Raw genomic sequence first — 18,019 nt, 5'->3', positions numbered from 1 at the left:
TAGTTATAAAGGATTAAAAATTTAGCTGCCGTTTATAATTCCAATAGGCAGCATGTCCATCTACAGAATCCATACTATGAAGAATTATTCTATCTTCTTCTTCAAAAACAATCGGAGGAATCTCCTGATTTTCACATATTCGTTTGATAGAGGAAGCTTTCGGAATCGGTAGTATATTTCTTTGGGTAAGCCATGCCAACACAAGCTGTGCAGGTGACACATAATATTTATGTGCCATTTCTTCTAATTTTCTTGATTGCATTACTGCGCCATGATTTAACGGCCCCCAAGCCTCCACAAGGATATCGTGCTCTTGACACCAACGCACAGTTTCTGTCTGTTGATACCAAGGGTGAATCTCCAATTGATTAACCATAGGGGGAATATCTGCATGGCGCAAAATATTTTCTATATGCCGCGGCAAAAAATTGCAAACACCAATAGCTTTGACCTTGCCTTGTTGATACAATTCTTCCATTGCTTTCCATGAAGAAACATTCAATTCACGATAATCTTCCTCATGTCCTTTAGGAATCGGCCAATGAATAAGATACACATCTATATACTCGACTCCCAAGCATTCCCTTGAATCTTCAAACGCCTGTAGCGTCGAATGATAGCCTTGAGCCTCATTGGATAATTTTGTAGAGATGATTACATCCTCTCTATCTATAACATTGTTTGCAATAGCCTTTGCGAGCCCTCGCCCAATCACCTCTTCAGTTCCATATACGGGCGCTGTATCAAAGAGTTTGCATCCGTTTTTACAGGCCTCAACGATCAATTCCTCTATCTCAGAGGCAGTTCTTCGCTCTAACAACTCCGCCGTGCCTAACCCGACTCTGGGTAAAACCATTTGATTTCTCAACGTATACATTATATTCACTCCAAACATATGAAATGAGTCAGCGTCTCTTTTACACTTACCGCAGTCAGACCCAAATTTTTATCTTTATCTTGCTTCTTCCCATATTTACGATAGATTTCACGCGGCATCCCCAGAACTTGGAGCATAATACTTCGATTGGGCAGTGCCGCATATACTTCATACGCAAGTGCCCCCATATAATGTGGTTCACACAAAAGAACTCTTCCCGACGGGCAATTGTCTGCAAGTGTTTCACAATCAAATGGCAGCAATGTTGTGTAATACAGCACCGTCACATCTTCATCCCTACACGCCTCCATAACTGCGTCGAGCATCGTTCCCACTGCAATGACTGTCGCTTTGGTTCCTTTTTGAATCACTGACGCTTTCCCAAAGGTAACGGGAATATCTTCGCGATTGCAATGGTCCGTCAACCGGTAATATGTCGGCTTTCCATCATTCCAAGCTATGTCAAAGAGCGCCGCAAACTCTCGCGGCGTCCCCGGCGCAATTAGTTCCATGCCGGGCAGCGTTTTCACAAGATCGACATCTTCTTGACAATAATGCGAATACCCGAGCGTTGAAAAATCATATGCCGCTCCGGTCGCAATGAAGTTCCCCCCAACACCTTGATAGCAAAAATCTAGCTTTAGCTGTTCATAGGCTCGCCCCAAAATAAAGGGGGAAATTCCATAAACAAATGGTGTGATCCCGGAAAGCGCAAGCCCCGCCGCAACGCTAACCATGCCGTCTTCAAAAACACCTATATTAAAGGCGCGCTCCGGAAATTCCTTTAGAATGTCCCGAAACCCCCATACACCAATATCAACTAACAATAAGCTCGTATTTTCATGGGTGCGAAGAACCCCGGAGACCGAATCCATCATCTGCTTACGCAAACTCATCCACCTCCCTTAGCAATGTATTTAACTCCTCGGCGCTCGGTGCACAGTGAAACCATGCCGGATTTTCCATCAATGTTTTTGCTCCATAGCCGCGTATTGTTTTCGCTATAATACAGGCAGGCTTTTTCTTTTGACGCGCCTCATCTACCGCAAGTCTTATCGTATCTGTCAACGCCTCCGTATCGTGTCCATCGCATTCGTGAGTAACGAACTCAAACGCCTCTAATTTTGTCTGTAAGGAGCCGAAATCCAACATCGCTCCCAACGATTGATTGTCGTCTATAATAAGGCACAAATTGTCCAGATGGTGTGCCGACGCCAACGCCGCAGCTTCCCACATGGTTCCCTCGTTCATCTCCCCGTCTCCGGCTAACACATATACATGAGCCGCAGATTGTTGTATCTTCCGTGCCATCGCCATTCCTACGGCAATCGGGAATCCATGCCCAAGCGACCCTGCCGAGACTTCAATTCCACCTTCCGGAAATTTCGTTCGATCTGCCTGCATACTAAAGCGAGAGTCATATTGACAGAATCCCATAACTTCTTCTTTTGAGAATAGTCCTAGATGCATCAAAAGGACGTGCAGCGCCAAGGTAGATTGTCCTTTGCTCAGCACAAAGATATCTCGCCCCGGAACTGTCGCACTGTCCACAGACCAGTTCATGATTCGTCTATAAAGTGTCCATAAAATTTCAATAGACGAAAATCCACTCTGCAAATTTCCATCTTGTCCCGCATGAGATACGCGCAGACAGTCCTTACGCAGTTCCTTTAATTCCGCTCGCATCCTCTCACCTCTGCCTCATCGTATCAATCAACGAGTCTACAACAGTTTTCCGCAGTGTATAACGCTCCTCATACGGAAGCGCACGCAAAATATCCCGTATGGACTGAAAATCGGTAATCCCCTTATTCTTTAAATACCAGATATACGCAGAGTTCACCTCATATTTAGCCGCCAACGCATATTCCCATGTATATCCCCAATAATCTTTATTGTAGATATCCGAAAGTTCTTCCTGCCAGATTTGCAAAACCGATTCCATATCATATGTTGTATGATAATGTGTATTCAGATATTGCAGTAACAGTTCCAAATTCACATTACCGGCGCCGCGCCCCATCCCATAGATTGAGGAGTCTACACAAAGCAACCGAGACGTATCTTTTGCCGCGTCCATAAATGTAATTACGTTGCTGAGCGCTAACTGTTGATTATTATGCGCGTGAAATCCGAGCCCAATTTCCGGTACGAGAGCCTTGTGAATCAACGAAAACATATGCGCCACGTCATCTGCATACATAACGCCGAAACTATCGACCATGCAGAAAAAATACGGCCTCACTTCGTTGACCTTATGAATCATGCGCACAAGTTCTTCATCGGTATAGAGGAACGTTGCCATCGCCTGCAAAAAGACCAAATAACCCTTTGCTTGAAGCTCTCGTGCCATCTCCAAAGCGACGTCCATTTCCGGTTTGAAATAGGCGAGCCGAATTGCATCAACGCCTCCTTCCCGTCGCTCGGAAATAGGAATGTCCTTAGCCTCTCCATAGGTAACCATAACGGCAAACAAAGATTTGCTTCCTGCTATACGTGCAATCGGTGGAATCACATCCATACCGGAAAACTTTGTTTTAAAGTGTCCGTCGTTATGTTTTCCAATTAACCCTAACTCTATAAAATCTATATCCGTTTTCTGTAGACCTTCTACAATCCGGTCATAGGATGCACGAGTAAAATCCCAATCGTTTACATATCCTCCGTCTCGGAGCGTACAGTCTAAGACTTTAATCATATATATCCTCATTTCATAGTAAATACAAGTATCATTTTAGCGAAACTTTTCTAAATCCGCCTGCACCATCATTTGAACCAGATCTCTAAAGGCGACCTTGCGTTTCCAACCTAGCTCACGCTCTGCCTTCGCGGAATCCCCCCAGAGAAGTTCAACCTCTGCAGGGCGATAGAACTGCTCTGCCACATCAACAAGAAGCTTCCCTGTCTTGGCATCATAGCCCTTCTCATTGATCCCCTCGCCTTCCCAGCGGATCAGAACACCCGTCTCAGCAAAAGCTCTCTCAGCAAACTCACGCACCGTATGCGTCTCATTCGTGGCAAGTACATAGTCCTCGGGCTGATCCTGCTGGAGTATGCGCCACATTCCCTCTACATAATCTCCCGCAAAGCCCCAGTCGCGCTTTGCCTCAAGATTGCCTAGCGTCAGCTTCTCCTGCAATCCCTTGGCAATCCGAGCGACTGCAAGCGTTATTTTGCGCGTCACAAAAGTCTCGCCGCGCCGTGGCGACTCATGATTGAAGAGAATTCCGTTGCAGGCAAACATCCCATAGGATTCACGATAATTTTTCGTAATCCAGAAAGAGTAGAGTTTCGCCGCCCCATAAGGACTCTTCGGATAAAACGGCGTCGCCTCACTCTGCGGAGCCGTCTCAGGCAGACCGCCAAAAAGCTCCGAGGTTGACGCTTGATAAAAGCGAATCGGCAAACCGCTCTGCCGCACTGCTTCCAAAAGACGAATCGTCCCTACGCCCGTCGCCTCCGCCGTATACTCCGGCACCTCGAACGATACGGCTACATGCGACTGCGCTGCAAGATTGTAGACCTCATCCGGCTGAATTGCTTGAATCAATCCATGCGCATTGCTGGAATCCGTCAAATCGCCATAATGCAAAAAAACACGCTTGGCAAATGCCGAATCATTCAAGATATGGTCGATTCTCTCCGTATTCTGACTGCTCTGCCTCCGGATGATTCCATGAATCTCATACCCTTTTTCCAGCAACAGTTCCGTAAGATAGGAACCGTCCTGTCCTGTGATTCCTGTAATCAATGCCTTTCTCATTTTAATCCTCCATTCTGCGCGTTACAGACTCATATTCATACAAATCCACTATTTTCATATCTATCTCTAGCCTGAAAGTAATCCTCAGGAATGCCAATATCGATAAAAAATCCATCCGAAAGGTATGCTATGATTTCCAACTTTTGGACATGGGTTTCCAAATATTTTTCAAAGGAAAACTTATCCTCCGCCTCATTCAGCAGACCCCTTCGAATGCAGTAGATACCTCCATTGATCCAACCAGAAGATTGCTGCTCCTTTTCACGAAAAGCGCGAACGTGTTTCCCTTTCAGAACCACAGTTCCATACCGATCAAAATCCTTCATTTCTTTAACGGCAATGGAGACATCCGCCTTGGATTCTACAAAAGTCCTTTTCATTTGAGAAAAATCTACATCAAAGTATGTGTCTCCATTCAACACAAAGACATTTTCTTCATCGCACAAAGCGAGTGCTTTCTTGATTGCGCCACCCGTGAAGAGAGGCGTCTTCTCCTCTGAATAAATCAAATGGACGCCCTTATAGGTATCACCAAAATAGCCCTCAATCTTATCGTGCATATACCCCGTCGACAGAATAATTTTTCTAAAACCATAGCGAAGCAGTTTATCCAGCAAAACAGACAAGAAAGGCGTCTGTGCATCATCCATGGGAGCCATGGGTTTTGGCACATCTGAGACAATATGCTGCAATCGAGTGCCAAATCCACCGGCTAAAATAATTGCTTCCATAACAGCCCCCCAAAAAAAGATTCAGCCCTTACAAGAACCATCCTCTGTATGTCAAGTCATAAGTCAGATCCTTCTGCCGTGTCCCAATCACTTTCCCCGGCACACCACCCACAAGGCTGAATGGTGGCACGGATTGTGTGACGACAGCTCCAGGAAGAATGACTGCACCTTCCCCAATGGTAACCCCGGGCATAATCATCGCCCGCGTGCCGATCCACACGCGATCCTCAATACGAACCGGCGCGGAGTAATAGGCAAAATCTGTTGAGTTGATTCGATGACCACCAGTATAAATAGCTACTTCTGCCGAGATGTTTACATTGTTTCCAATATATACATCATCGCGCCAGTCAAGAATAACATTTCGATTAATTACCGTATTTTTCCCGATCAAGATTCTTTTGAATGTGGGAGGATATATATATAGCCCCATATAGATATATACAGAATACTCCATTTTTATTTTTATAATATAGCGATAATAAAGCCACCGAATCAACACGCAAGGTATATGCGCCACAACATGGTTTGCAATATATCCACGAAAAAAATCATTCGAGGCTAACATCCCTCTTTTTATGAGAGGTGCTTTATTAATAAAATACATCCATCTGCCATCCTTTTCCAACGATCCACGTCCTCTCACATCAATACTCAATCCCTAAAATCGTCGCCCATTTTTTTCTGTTCTTCGGCGAAACAAATGTATCATAAAAAAATTCAACTGCCGCACTAGATAAGCAGTTCCTCGCTTCTGCCGATTCTGTCAAACAACTCATGTGTTCAAAATACTCCTCAGTTCTCGATGCGACAAGATACGGTTTTTCGCATTCTGTCGTAAAAGGAACCCCTGCAAAGCAATGCTCTGATGCTACAATTGGAATTCCCATCGAAAGACCTTCAATCAATTTCAATTTCGTTCCAGAACCAATGATAATCGGCGAAACCATAAAACAGCAAGAACATAGCAACTCATGCAAACGTTCCTCACTGACAAAGCCAGTAAATTCAATATTCGCATGAGAAAACTCTTTGCGTACAGAATCCTTTACACCACCTGTAATAAGCAACTTCATCTCTGGGTGGTGTTTTACATACTTCGGAAAAACAGTTTTACAAAACTCCCTCATACTATAGTAGTTTACATAAGAATTCAATGAACCATTAAAAATGATATACTTTGAAGCCGCTTCTTTCCATCGAATATCCGACATCTCCATTGGAATCGGCAAAAAGACCACATTCGTCAATCCAAATTCACGTTCCAAAAGTTCTTGATCGGTAGGCGACACAGTAACAACCATATCCGCCTGCGGCAAAATATTCCTTTCATACTTCTTCATGCGACTAATTTCCAGCCAAGCTAGGCATCCATATTTAGACAATGCTTCCTGTTCATAAATATATTCCACATTATGCTCAACAAGAACAATCCGTATTCCCTTTTCTTTCACAATTTCGAAATCAACATACTCCGCCGTAAATGGCAATTCAAGAATAATTGTATCGATATTATGCTCCTCAATGTAGTCCATCACATATTTCTTATTTTCTCTTGACTCAAGAACCTGAGCGCGTCTTGGCTTACCAGACAAAAGCCATTCCAATAGTGCCTTCAGCGGTTGTTTACCAACCTGCGGATGACAGCGCCGAAGAATCAAAAGATCTTCGAATTCCGGCATATACTCACGCCAATCCTCACAGGCATCATCAACATTACTCATAACACCATAGAGCTTGACCCCCATCTGATGCAACATACGATGGTGCACCCTAAGCCCCTGCAACCCTCCATCAACAGCAGGATAGACTTTCAACGGCATAAGTACAAGGATATTCATATATTTCACCTCCATTGCAAACTCCATTCGATTTACAGAATCTACGGCATCACGTCTGCCTCATTGCATAAAGTCTTGTACATTCAAAAAGCACCAAAGTATATAACTCTACATAAAGTGTCGCTGCTCCAAAAAAAACACCCCAAACAACGACAAAAAGACTCAAAAACATAAGATCATATTGTTGTTGAACACCTCTTTCCGAGACAACCAATACACGAAACCAAAGGATAAGTCCCAACAGACCTAAATCTGACAACATGGTCGGCAGTGCAGCCAAGGCAAACTGAAAACCAATTCCAAGCCCCAGAAACGGGCGATCAATAAAGCTTGCCGTAACATCAAAGATACTCGTCAATCGGGAGAACGTCGAAAGCTCTCCCTCTGTCCCGATCGCCGCCAATGTACCACTTGTTGCAAGAACATTTATCGTATAGAAAACATCCTCCGTGCGTGCAATCGCATATTCCATTTCTTCCCCGAAGAAAAACAGGATACCTCCAACAACCGAAAAGACAATCATCAGTGTCAAAATGATGTAGGGAATACTCTCACGCAAAGTTTTTTTATAAATATCATACCGCAGAGAAAAGTAGACCAAGAACAAAATAAAGAGACACCACCATGCGGAAAATCCGCCGGAAAGAATCATCAAGATAATCAAAAGAAGTAAATAAACATGATAAACAGAAATTCCCGATTTATTAAATCGAACTGCTTGAATTTTATTCCAGATAAGAATACTCAATGCAATAACAAACATGGAAAGGATAAAATGCGATGCCTCTTTTGTCACCCCTTGCAGAACATAGAGAGCTCCACCTTTTGTAAATGCATGTGTAAAGGTGCTTTCACCTACACCAAAAATAATTTCATTAATGTCATACGTCAGGGTTAAATTCCCAAGTATATTTTTCTCAACAAACTCAAATATGCCGTAGTATGCCAATGGTTGAGAATATATGATCACCTTTTTCAATGCAACTATAAGATCATCATCATTACAGATGATTTTAACACTGGCAACAACCCCCAAAAACATCACTACGCCCAAATAGAGACGGAACGCATTCCCTACTTCAAGAGGAGCGACAACCTTGGTGCATTGCCCCATTGTATAAAGATCCCATGAATAATCAGGAAGTGGCGGTATAATCGGCTCTGTATAAGGATAAACAAGTGCCACAAGAATACCTGCCATAAGGCTTGCCAGAAGCAGCCCGGTACGAAATACTAATTTTTGCGGCAACTGCATCCTATGGATCAAAATATAATATAAACCGTACAGAAAGCACATAAGTCCGGATAATTTTCTAAGGCTAGAAATCTCTGTATCGCCGATCTTCAACAAATATCCCTGCGGCATTGCAATGGCCATAATGGTTGCCAGTGCCAAAAAGGAGAGATATTTTTCCTTTGAAGAGCCTCCCGCCAACAAAATGTATCCCATATAGATCAACAATAAAACTGAAGCGATTGGCACTCATATCCCCCCTTACAATGATAGCAAATAAGCAGACAGTTTTTCCTTTTGATTGTAATTTTCTCTCAAATATGCCTGTGCACGGTTGACAAAATTTCGGCGCACAGAAACATCTCCCAAAAGCTCTGTGATATACCTGCAAAGAGCTTTTGGGTCGTCATCCACAAGGATTTGCTCTCCATGGATAAGCCCTGTTCCCTCGTTGCCGATTGTGGTAGCGACAACAGGAAGCCCGTTTACAATGGCGTTCACCGTCTTTAATTTTACGCCGGCGCCATATCGCATGGGATTGACAAAAACACTGGATCGTGCATAGAGCTCATCCAATTTCTCCGGTGTATCATGGATCTCTACATTGTTATAATCACTTGTCAGCTTCTCAATCCACGCAATTCCTTGTTTCCTGCTGTTCCCGGCAATAATCAGACGATACCCCTCGACATCCCGCGTCAGATGCGGATGCACTTTCTGCAAATAAAAGCGAACAGCGTCCTGATTGTTAATCATGAACAACGACCCTATCAGCAAGACCGTCTTCGAATCCAGTGCCTGTTCCCTGTATTCCGTCTCAATTGCCACAGGCAAAAATGTCGCATGAATTTGGGGATATGCTCTTTTGTAGCGAAGCATTTCATCATAAGAAACAAAAGCGATATTCGGAAGGGAACGAACGACAGCCGCATCTATTTGCTTATACTTGAATGCATCCAGAAGATAGTACAATTTTTTCCAAAGGATGCCCTCACTGCTCGCAAGCCCTTTGAAATAAACATAGTTGTCATTGTTCATATGCAGCATCGCTTTATCATAAAAGAGCCTCGGATTCTGCAGAATAAGCATAGCGGCAGTATCGTCAACGATCAAATAATCATATTTTCCCTCCAAGCCCACATGTTTTAACTGTTCTCTTGATTTTAACTGTAACGGAAGGGGAGAAAATATATCGACAATGCGATTCTTGCGTGGACAAAGAAACAAATTTCGCACATATTTTTTTACTTCATCTACGTATTCCTGTTTTGGCGATTCTTTTACGGTGCAGATCAAATCGACGATACAGCCCATATCCCGCAGACATTTGATGCGGTTCCATGAATCCACCCGATCCCCATGATCCGGAGGATAGACAAAATCGCAATTTACCATCAGCACAGACTTGCCTTCAAATCCACCCAAAACCTTCACCCTTATCTACTTGAGATATTTTCCCGGAACATCGTAATCTTCCGCTTTGAAATAGATGACCTGTGTTCCTTCATTTTCAAAGCAAAACGGAACATAAAGCAACTCTTCCAATTCGCTCAAAACATTCTCTTGTTTATCCTTTTCCACATAGAAAAGCAAAAAGCCACCACCACCAGCGCCCAATAATTTCCCGCCCGTCGCACCTGCTTTCATCGCCCTCTGGTAAATATGGTCGATGGAAGCCGTGGAAACAGCAGACGATATGCCTCTCTTCAATTTCCACGTATAGTCGAGGAGTTTCCCGAACTCGTTCAAATCTCCTTTGGACGTCAGAATCTCTTCAGCTTCATCAACCAAATCTTTCATTTCGATCAGACTCTTGACCTTATTCGCGATATTCTTTCCTGTTTCCTTCTGTATCTCCGAAGAAAAGCGAGAGAACCCTGTAAAAAACATCATAAGGCTGTCATTAAACTCTTTTTTCCGTTGATTGGATATGATAACGGGTGTGACTGTATATCCGTTTCGATCCATGTTGATGCGATTCAAGCCACCAAACGCCGCTGCAATCTGATCCTGAATCCCACCTGCTTCGCGGCAAAGCACACGCTCCACATAGATGGCTTCATCCGCTAATCGACGTTTATCCACGCGTTTGCCTTTCAAGCCATAAAAGGCATACAGCATACCAACAGCAAACGAAGAGGATGTCCCAAGCCCCGTCCTTGCAGGCAGATCCGCTTCGTAGGAGAGACGAATCTCGTGCATATCCTTGAACTTCATAAGATTGCGAATCAACGGATGCTCAATTTCATCAATAGTTTTAACGCGCTCAATATTCGTATAGGCAAATTCACTGGAATAATCAAAGAACGGTGGAAGATGACGTGCCGTCACATAGCAATACTTATCAAACGTCGTCGAAAGCACACTCCCACCATACTGCTCATAAAACTCTGCCATATCAGTTCCGCCGCCAAAAAATGACATGCGAAATGGAGTTTTTGTTATAATCATTTACGCCACCTCATCATAGTCCCTCTTCAATTTGTTTCCTTATGCAGCTTATTGTTGATAATTTCTTTCACTGTTTTTATATAACTGCAAATATCCTTGAACTCCTGCGTTCGATGGAAGAGCAAAACCTGCATCATTCCCATTAAAACTGCAATCAGCAGGCATTTTATAACAACATGCCAATACGTATCAGGAAATGCCAACCAATCAAAAATGACGCGTATCATCAAAATTTCAGCTACAACAAGCAAGCTCCAAACAAAATGACGCCACAGATAAAGCTTCATACTCCGTCTGAATATGACCCGAAAAACGAATTGCACACGTCCATAAACAATGCACAAGAGACCTGCAATCGTCCCAATCATGACCCCCACGATACCATAAACTTGCACAAGGGCTATGGATAAAATAAGATTCACTACAGCGGATGCAATCATATAGCTACGATCATTATCAAATGTCCCGTGCGTACTGCGAAAGTTATATGCATTTTCAAATTGTATTCCCAGCAATGTGTTAACAGCAAGCGCTACGACATATGCTTCCGGCAACAAAAAAACTTCACCGAAAAACAGTTGCATAAAAGGCTGGAGTACAAGTGCATAGATGCATGCGATGAAAGCGCCCCAGAAAAAGTACATCATATCCAGCATGCGGTAAATCTTGTAGCTCTTCTCTTCGTCTTCTGCGTAAATCAGGTTTCCCACACTCGGAATAATTCCCTGCAGGATCTTATACATGATGGAATTCACACCAGTATATATCAATACATAATTCGAGAGCAACCCTGCCATGCGAAGCCCTAAAACAGTAGACACGATAACAGCGTCTGTCCCAAAATAAATAACGTAAGAGAGTTTATGCAACAAGAAGTTCCCAACGTCCGAAAAAAATTTACGAGCACGCATATCTGCAATCGTCACTTTGATCGAATGGAGGAAAGGGTACATCTTTCCTGCCTTATGGTGCAAATAAATATTTGCAATGATATTGAAAACAAGACCCGTTGCCGCATAAAGGAAATAGTTTTGCCATACAATAATCGCCCAAAACTTAACAAGATTTGAACTAAGAGTACAGGCAATATCCGCTCTGGAACAAATAAAATCTTTTTGGTTCGCTGTAAAAAGAGTTCTGCGATATGCCAAAAAATAAGAGCTTAGCACGGTTCCTATCTGTATTACATAGACAAATTCAACGTAATACCACGAAATATTGTCGTCCTGCACAATCCAAGGAAGAAAAAAGAATAATATGAAGCCAACCAGAAAAACAAACGCACCGATGACGAGATAGATATAACGATATATGCTCATCAGCATATTGATTTCTTTTTCATTGCCATTGGCAAATTCACGATAAAGGCCGTAGCTGATGACCGTACTGACGCCGAGCTCTGCCAAGGATAATATCGTGAGAAGATTGGAAAACAAGCCTTCCAACCCAAGCAATTCGATCGGCATATACCGCGTAAACGCCTGCCGCAGAAAAATGCCTAAAACTGCTGCAAGCATATAGAACACCATCGAATACGCACTGTTCCTCAGGACATTAAAAACTCGCATTACTCCGATACAACCCCTTGTCCAAGATCTTCATATATTCAAAAGGTCCATGATCTGCCAAGCGTCGAATGCGCGCTGAAATAGAAATCTGAGAAAGCCCTGCAATCAACCCATCACATGCCGCCAGAGTGTACATGTCGCGTAATGCCTCAAGACCATCCAGATAATGCGTATTTTCCCGATCCAGCTCATCCAACATCGCAAAACGAACACCTTCCCCCCGGTGCACATCTTCATAATAGGACAGCCGTTCTCCATAGCGTTCCTTGAACGCCTCAAGTCTCGTATTGTCATCGGTTGCAAGGAAAATATGGTCGAATCCTCCGCCTTTGCCCAAAACTTCATCGATTGCAGAAAAAAAATCTTCCACTGTCACCATGTTGGGATGTCCCTCCCAGTGGAGCGCAAAATCTGTCCCACGGACATGAACACCCAAGATTTTTTTTTCAGACTCACTTTGCGGGAAAAGCTTACGAAAGCTAGTTTCAAAATTTTTTTTTGTTTTTGGATTCAAATGAAGATACTTACGCGCAATCTCTGCCAACGTCGCCAAATACGCTTCATCCACAACATAACCAGCAGGAGAATCTGGATTCAGATTTCCCAAGTCATATTCAATCCGAGCTAAATGCGGCAATTCGAGCGGGAAAACACGTTTACTTTCATACATTTCGGAAAGGGTAATCTCTGCAGGCTGCGAAAAATAGTATTCAAACACATTATTTGTTCCATCGATGGGGTGCTCTTCCTGATAAAAACATCTGTTATGAAATTTAAGAACCGGAACAAATCCTAACCGTTCTGCCTCCCACAGTGCATAGAGCATATAACGGTACATTGCTCCCATAGCACCATTGACCTCAATAAAAAAGATGTTCTTATCCGGATTTTTTTCTCCATAGGACTGCAAATGAAGGCAATTTGGATTATGACCTATCGTCATGACATTCTTCACAAAGGTCGCATCATTACAATGACGTAAAACTCTCTGCAGATAATTCACTTTGGGATGTTTCTTTAGGAATGTCTTTATATTCTCGCTGATACGATACTTCCAATATGCTCTTTGCTGAAAGTTCATTTCTAACAAGTACCTCCCTATCAATCCTTATGTATTACAATATGCGCTTTCTCCAACACCATGTCTACCGTTATGTTTTCCATACATACGGGATCTGTGCATTTCGACTCAAAACCAAGGCTGATACACGGTTGACATGATTCGCCTGACTTCACAACAGTCGAAGTATCTCCAAGAGGACCCCAACGTAATTCTGAAGTGGCTCCGTGCAGAGCTACCAAGGGTGCACGAACAGCAGCGGCAAGATGCATAATCCCGGTATTTACCGAAACAACCAATCGAGCTTTTGCAAGAATCGCAACCATGTCACTTAAAGAGCATTTTCCGGCTATATTTTCAACAGGAACACCAACTTGCCGAAGAAGCTGCGCCGTGTGCTCTGCCGCCTCCGCATCCATATTCGCACCGCTCAGCAGAATGCGGATATGATACATTTGATAGAGCCTTTTCCCCAACTCCACCCAGCACACCTCTGACCATTTGCGCTGATTCTCCATAGAACCGCTCGGATATTGATGAAAAACAACATAAGGCGTCTCCGGTGTAAGATCATTACTTGATGGTATGAAGGAAGGCAAAAGATCTGCGGGCTGAATCCCTGCCCCCCTTAGGATGTTTCGATAATTGTCAATCTCGTGTACCGAATCAAGATGTTCCACCCACTTATCGTAAACATAGTGGCGATACATATGGGCACGCTTAAATCCAACTTTATAATCCACATGAACCATCCATGAAATCACGGCGTTGATTCTTGGCCATGGACCAAAATCCAACAACAAGTCAAAATGCCCCAAGCCTCTCAGCGCAAGAAATGATTGAAGCGGTCTCTTCATCTCGAAAACAAAAATATCATCCACCCCACGAATGAGTTTTACCATTGATAAATTATTATTGGAGCAAATCACAGTAATGCTGCTTCGAGGATATTGACGTTTTATCTCATCAACCATTGCACTCAAGACAATCGTATCACCGATTGCAGCAGTCTTAATCATGGCAATTTTGGGTGTATCTATCGTATTGAGATCAATCGCTTTTCTGTTATGATGGAATATACCTAACACAAATAAAAGGGGACAACCAATCCATTTATCCAGACGTTTCATCCATGGATTATTTCGCTCTTTCATAATACACCTTTTTCATTCCAAAAGGTGCTAATATGCACCTTTTCCCGTAAACACCGTTTTTACCGTCTTAAACAAATACATCAAATCCAGCCAGATCGACCAATTCCTCACATACCACGTATCCATAGCGACACGTCCTGCAAAGCTCACATCATTGCGACCACTGGTCTGCCAAAAACCGGTGATTCCTGGGACAGTAAGCGTAATCGTCGAGAGATACTCGCCGATTTCTTCTTTTTCACGCGGAAGATATGGGCGCGGTCCCACCAAACTCATATCGCCATTGATGACATTAAGAATCTGAGGAAGTTCATCCAAGCTATACTTACGAATCCATTTGCCGATCCTCGTAACGCGCGGATCATAATCACGCAGTTTAGCAAACGTATCCCACTCTCTCTTTGCTTCAGGATATCTTGCAAGATACTCTTCTAAAATCCTCTGAGAGTTAAGATGCATGGATCGAAATTTATAACAAGTAAACGTCTTCCCCTTTTTTCCAATACGCTGCGCATTAAAAAATACCGATCCTTTTGAATCAAGTTTGATGCATAGAGAAATCACAGCAATGATAGGAATAAGCGGGATGCACAATATGCTCCCAACAATAACATCAAAAAATCGCTTAATAATCCTGTTCCTTCGTCTAGTAAGATTATTGCACAACGAAAGCATCATAATCTGTTCATTGAACAGAGTCTGCGCTTCTACATTGTAAAGAGGAATTCCGACGAGGTCAGGTACAAAGATGATATCTCTTACATAAGGCTGTATATCTTCCAAAAGGCGCTTAAGTCGGTTCTTCTCCATACCTGGAACCGTAATCACGACCGTCTTTACCTCAGATTTATGTATAATTTCTGATGCTTTTTCTAAAGTTCCAAGCAAAAGAAACTTCCGAGGCAACTCATCTGAAACAGGCGCATCATCGAGAATTCCGACCACTCTATAGCGATAGCCCAAATCCTGTTCAAAAGAACGCAATACCTGTTCTGCGGTTTTCCCTGCACCGATTAAAATGATGGGTCTTGTCAGCATATTTGTCATCTTAAGAATCTTCAACCATACATAGCGAACAGCATATACGTTGAACAAGACCAGACAGCCAAACAGAACGGCATAAAGTCTCGATGCCAAAAGACTCGCCTGCATGAAATAAAGCACGATGATGCATGTAACAAGCGCATAGAGAACGGCATAGAAAATCTGCCGCACCGTCTCAAGGATTGGCTGCATCTTCGTATACGTCTGTGCCATGCCAAGGAACGCGATAAACAGTAAAGGTATCCAAAAGAATACATAGGCATTTGCAATATGATAAGAATCCCCTACAAAGAGACCATAGAGATCATGCAGACCAAAAGCAACCTTCTCCGCAAGCAAGATGGCGATATAGTCAAAAATTACAAAAAGAAGAGGGGCGCATATTCGTCGAACAGTTGCTGGCAATTGATATCGCATACTCGTCGACCCCCCTCTTCATTTCTATCAGCAGATTGCCACGTAAGCCTCCACTTAAAACTATGCCGTCCGTCTGTAAGCAAGCAGTCCATACCCCATAGACAAAAGCACACCGATTACAAAACCAATCGCAACAATCAATTTCTTTCGCGGAGCAACAGGCTTATCTTCATCGGGCAAGTCCGCCGGATCGACTATCTGGATATCCATGCTGTCCATCGCTTCTTGAATCTTGCTCTGCTCGCTCTGCTTGACGAGGTTCAGGTAAACCTCGCCCTTGATCTTTACTTCACGTTCGAGACGCATGTATTCCAGCACATCATCCGGCAACTGTCCGATCTCACGCTCTTTTTCATCGCGCTGCTCCTTGAGTTTCTTTTCTCCCGCCTCAGCAACAGCTAAGTTGACAGCTGCCAGTGCTTGACTCTTCAAGATTTCTGAATGTGCAGGATTCAAAGTCGCCGCATTTGAGTCAACGCTTGCTACAACTTCGATATTGAGGCTTTCCTGCAATTGGCGCAGTTCATTTTTTGCCTGCTGAACACTCGGATGTTTATCCGTATAGCGCTCTTCCAGCCCTACGATTTCCACTTGTTTGGCAACAATCTGATCGCGAATTTTCTGCACAACAGCGTTGTCCGAAATGCGGTATGCCTTGCTTTTCACCTTTTGCTCCAGAAGCTTCGCCTCAGCCGTATCCAGCTCTGCCTGTGCAGACTTTTCCTGAACCTCAGCTTCGCTGATCGCCTTATCAAAAACGGCCAGTTGCTCAATTGCCGCTTTCACTTGTTCGTCGGGACTGTATATCTTATGCTCCTTGCTGAAAGTCGCCAGCTTCTGCTCCGCCTCTTCCGATTCCTGTTTGCTTTCCGCTATGCGTTTATCGAGGAATTTCACGAGCAAAGACTGTGTTTCCTGGTTCATATCCGTCTGCATAATGAGGAAGTTATCAACGACCGTCTGCGAGATCATCCGCGCTTCCTCCGGCGTTTTACCGCGCGCAATCACCTCGATCAAGTTCGTTCCTTTTGTATTCTTGATATCAAGATACTTTTTTGCGAACTTTTTTACATTCGGTTTCTCATCCTGCGGGAAATTCAGTGCTTCTATAATCGGCTCAAGCACGGTACGTGCTTTCATCAGTTCAATGTAGTTCATCGTCGGCGACGATACAGAACCGCCGCCCACGCCCAACAGAGCCATCGCAGCGGCAGCGCCGGAGACATCGATTTTTCCTGCGTTGCGCGTCTGCACCAATGTCGTGGATTCATACTCCTTCGGCAATACAAACGCAACTACCAAAGCCAGCAATGTGCAGGTGAGTATAAGCGTCACCACCACCTTCCAGCGTACAGCCATAATTTGAAAAAGTTTCGAGAGGTCGATCGTACCCTCATTCTGTTCCATCACAACTTCTCCCCTATCCACACGATCAATCTGTCAGAGATTTATACATCGCCCATGCGTTGACATACGGCAAAATGTCTTCAGCGATCTTGATGCCGTTCGATTCCGGTACATAAATGATATCGCCGTCTTCCAAGACGACGTTTTGTGTAAGGTCATGCTTCTTGATATAGTCCTTCATGTTGAGCGTACGATAGTACATTACATCATCCCGCACGCGTATGATCTGGATGCGGGTGCTTCTGGCTCGATTTGTCCAGCTGCCGGCGCTTGCCAAAGCGGCGTAAGCGTTCATGCTGTCGATATCAAGTGCATGAACGCCTGGAGCGGCGACGGTGCCCATGACGTAGACTTTGCGCGGTCCATAGCCGGTGATGAGAAGCGACATATCCGGAATGCGCAGATACGCGCCGAGCGATTCCATGAGGACTGCCTTGGCTTCATCAAGTGTCAGTCCTTCCAGCTTGACGCT

At 43.8% G+C, this 18,019-nt stretch carries 17 protein-coding genes; all 17 read right to left on the bottom strand.

The window, feature by feature from the left end; all coding sequences use genetic code 11:
- Positions 1–13 precede the first annotated feature (13 nt).
- Positions 14–895 (bottom strand): aldo/keto reductase, encoded by an 882-nt coding sequence (locus ACO5Z0_RS00525; RefSeq protein WP_485648760.1) that lies wholly within the window; start codon positions 893–895, stop codon positions 14–16.
- Positions 883–1,767 (bottom strand): transketolase family protein, encoded by an 885-nt coding sequence (locus ACO5Z0_RS00520; protein ID WP_485648759.1) that lies wholly within the window; start codon positions 1,765–1,767, stop codon positions 883–885. Before ACO5Z0_RS00520 ends, ACO5Z0_RS00525 begins: the two co-directional genes overlap by 13 nt.
- Positions 1,760–2,563 carry a thiamine pyrophosphate-dependent enzyme gene (locus ACO5Z0_RS00515; RefSeq protein WP_485648758.1) on the bottom strand — a complete coding sequence of 268 codons (804 nt, stop codon included), beginning with the start codon at positions 2,561–2,563 and terminating at the stop codon, positions 1,760–1,762. The genes ACO5Z0_RS00520 and ACO5Z0_RS00515 overlap by 8 nt, the downstream gene beginning before the upstream one ends.
- Before the next feature lie 4 nt (positions 2,564–2,567).
- The gene (locus ACO5Z0_RS00510) at positions 2,568–3,575 is read right to left on the bottom strand and encodes an aldolase catalytic domain-containing protein (protein ID WP_485648757.1); all 1,008 of its coding nucleotides are present in this window, start codon (positions 3,573–3,575) and stop codon (positions 2,568–2,570) included.
- Between the two features lie 36 nt (positions 3,576–3,611).
- Complete coding sequence (gene gmd, locus ACO5Z0_RS00505) at positions 3,612–4,640, bottom strand: GDP-mannose 4,6-dehydratase (RefSeq protein ID WP_485648756.1); 1,029 nt, start codon at positions 4,638–4,640, stop codon at positions 3,612–3,614.
- Positions 4,641–4,675: 35 nt separating this feature from the next.
- Positions 4,676–5,371 (bottom strand): nucleotidyltransferase family protein, encoded by a 696-nt coding sequence (locus ACO5Z0_RS00500; RefSeq protein WP_485648755.1) that lies wholly within the window; start codon positions 5,369–5,371, stop codon positions 4,676–4,678.
- 28 nt (positions 5,372–5,399) lie between these two features.
- Positions 5,400–5,999 carry an acyltransferase gene (locus ACO5Z0_RS00495; protein ID WP_485648754.1) on the bottom strand — a complete coding sequence of 200 codons (600 nt, stop codon included), beginning with the start codon at positions 5,997–5,999 and terminating at the stop codon, positions 5,400–5,402.
- Between the two features lie 19 nt (positions 6,000–6,018).
- On the bottom strand, positions 6,019–7,239 hold the full coding sequence (locus ACO5Z0_RS00490) for a glycosyltransferase (protein WP_485648753.1): 1,221 nt from the start codon (positions 7,237–7,239) through the stop codon (positions 6,019–6,021).
- Positions 7,240–7,261: 22 nt separating this feature from the next.
- Complete coding sequence (locus ACO5Z0_RS00485; protein ID WP_485648752.1) at positions 7,262–8,695, bottom strand: hypothetical protein; 1,434 nt, start codon at positions 8,693–8,695, stop codon at positions 7,262–7,264.
- Positions 8,696–8,707: 12 nt separating this feature from the next.
- Positions 8,708–9,871, bottom strand: coding sequence for a glycosyltransferase (locus tag ACO5Z0_RS00480; protein WP_485648751.1), 1,164 nt, complete (start codon positions 9,869–9,871; stop codon positions 8,708–8,710).
- A gap of 15 nt (positions 9,872–9,886) precedes the next feature.
- A complete protein-coding gene (locus ACO5Z0_RS00475; protein ID WP_485648750.1) occupies positions 9,887–10,897 on the bottom strand; it encodes a GHMP family kinase ATP-binding protein in 1,011 nt (336 codons plus the stop codon).
- A 26-nt stretch (positions 10,898–10,923) separates the two neighbouring features.
- Entirely contained in the window at positions 10,924–12,426 is a 1,503-nt protein-coding gene (locus ACO5Z0_RS00470; RefSeq protein ID WP_485648749.1) for a lipopolysaccharide biosynthesis protein, read from the bottom strand.
- 25 nt (positions 12,427–12,451) lie between these two features.
- On the bottom strand, positions 12,452–13,546 hold the full coding sequence (locus tag ACO5Z0_RS00465; protein ID WP_485648748.1) for an O-fucosyltransferase family protein: 1,095 nt from the start codon (positions 13,544–13,546) through the stop codon (positions 12,452–12,454).
- Positions 13,547–13,566: 20 nt separating this feature from the next.
- Complete coding sequence (locus tag ACO5Z0_RS00460) at positions 13,567–14,655, bottom strand: glycosyltransferase family 9 protein (protein ID WP_485648747.1); 1,089 nt, start codon at positions 14,653–14,655, stop codon at positions 13,567–13,569.
- A gap of 51 nt (positions 14,656–14,706) precedes the next feature.
- Complete coding sequence (gene wbaP / locus ACO5Z0_RS00455; RefSeq protein ID WP_485648746.1) at positions 14,707–16,140, bottom strand: undecaprenyl-phosphate galactose phosphotransferase WbaP; 1,434 nt, start codon at positions 16,138–16,140, stop codon at positions 14,707–14,709.
- Between the two features lie 60 nt (positions 16,141–16,200).
- The gene (locus tag ACO5Z0_RS00450) at positions 16,201–17,547 is read right to left on the bottom strand and encodes a GumC family protein (protein WP_485648977.1); all 1,347 of its coding nucleotides are present in this window, start codon (positions 17,545–17,547) and stop codon (positions 16,201–16,203) included.
- Between the two features lie 25 nt (positions 17,548–17,572).
- The coding region (locus ACO5Z0_RS00445; RefSeq protein WP_485648745.1) for a polysaccharide biosynthesis/export family protein at positions 17,573–18,019 on the bottom strand (447 nt) is incomplete at its 5' end.

The sequence above is a fragment of the Selenomonas sp. genome (genome assembly GCF_057272215.1).
This window is presented reverse-complemented; position numbering and strand designations above follow the sequence as displayed.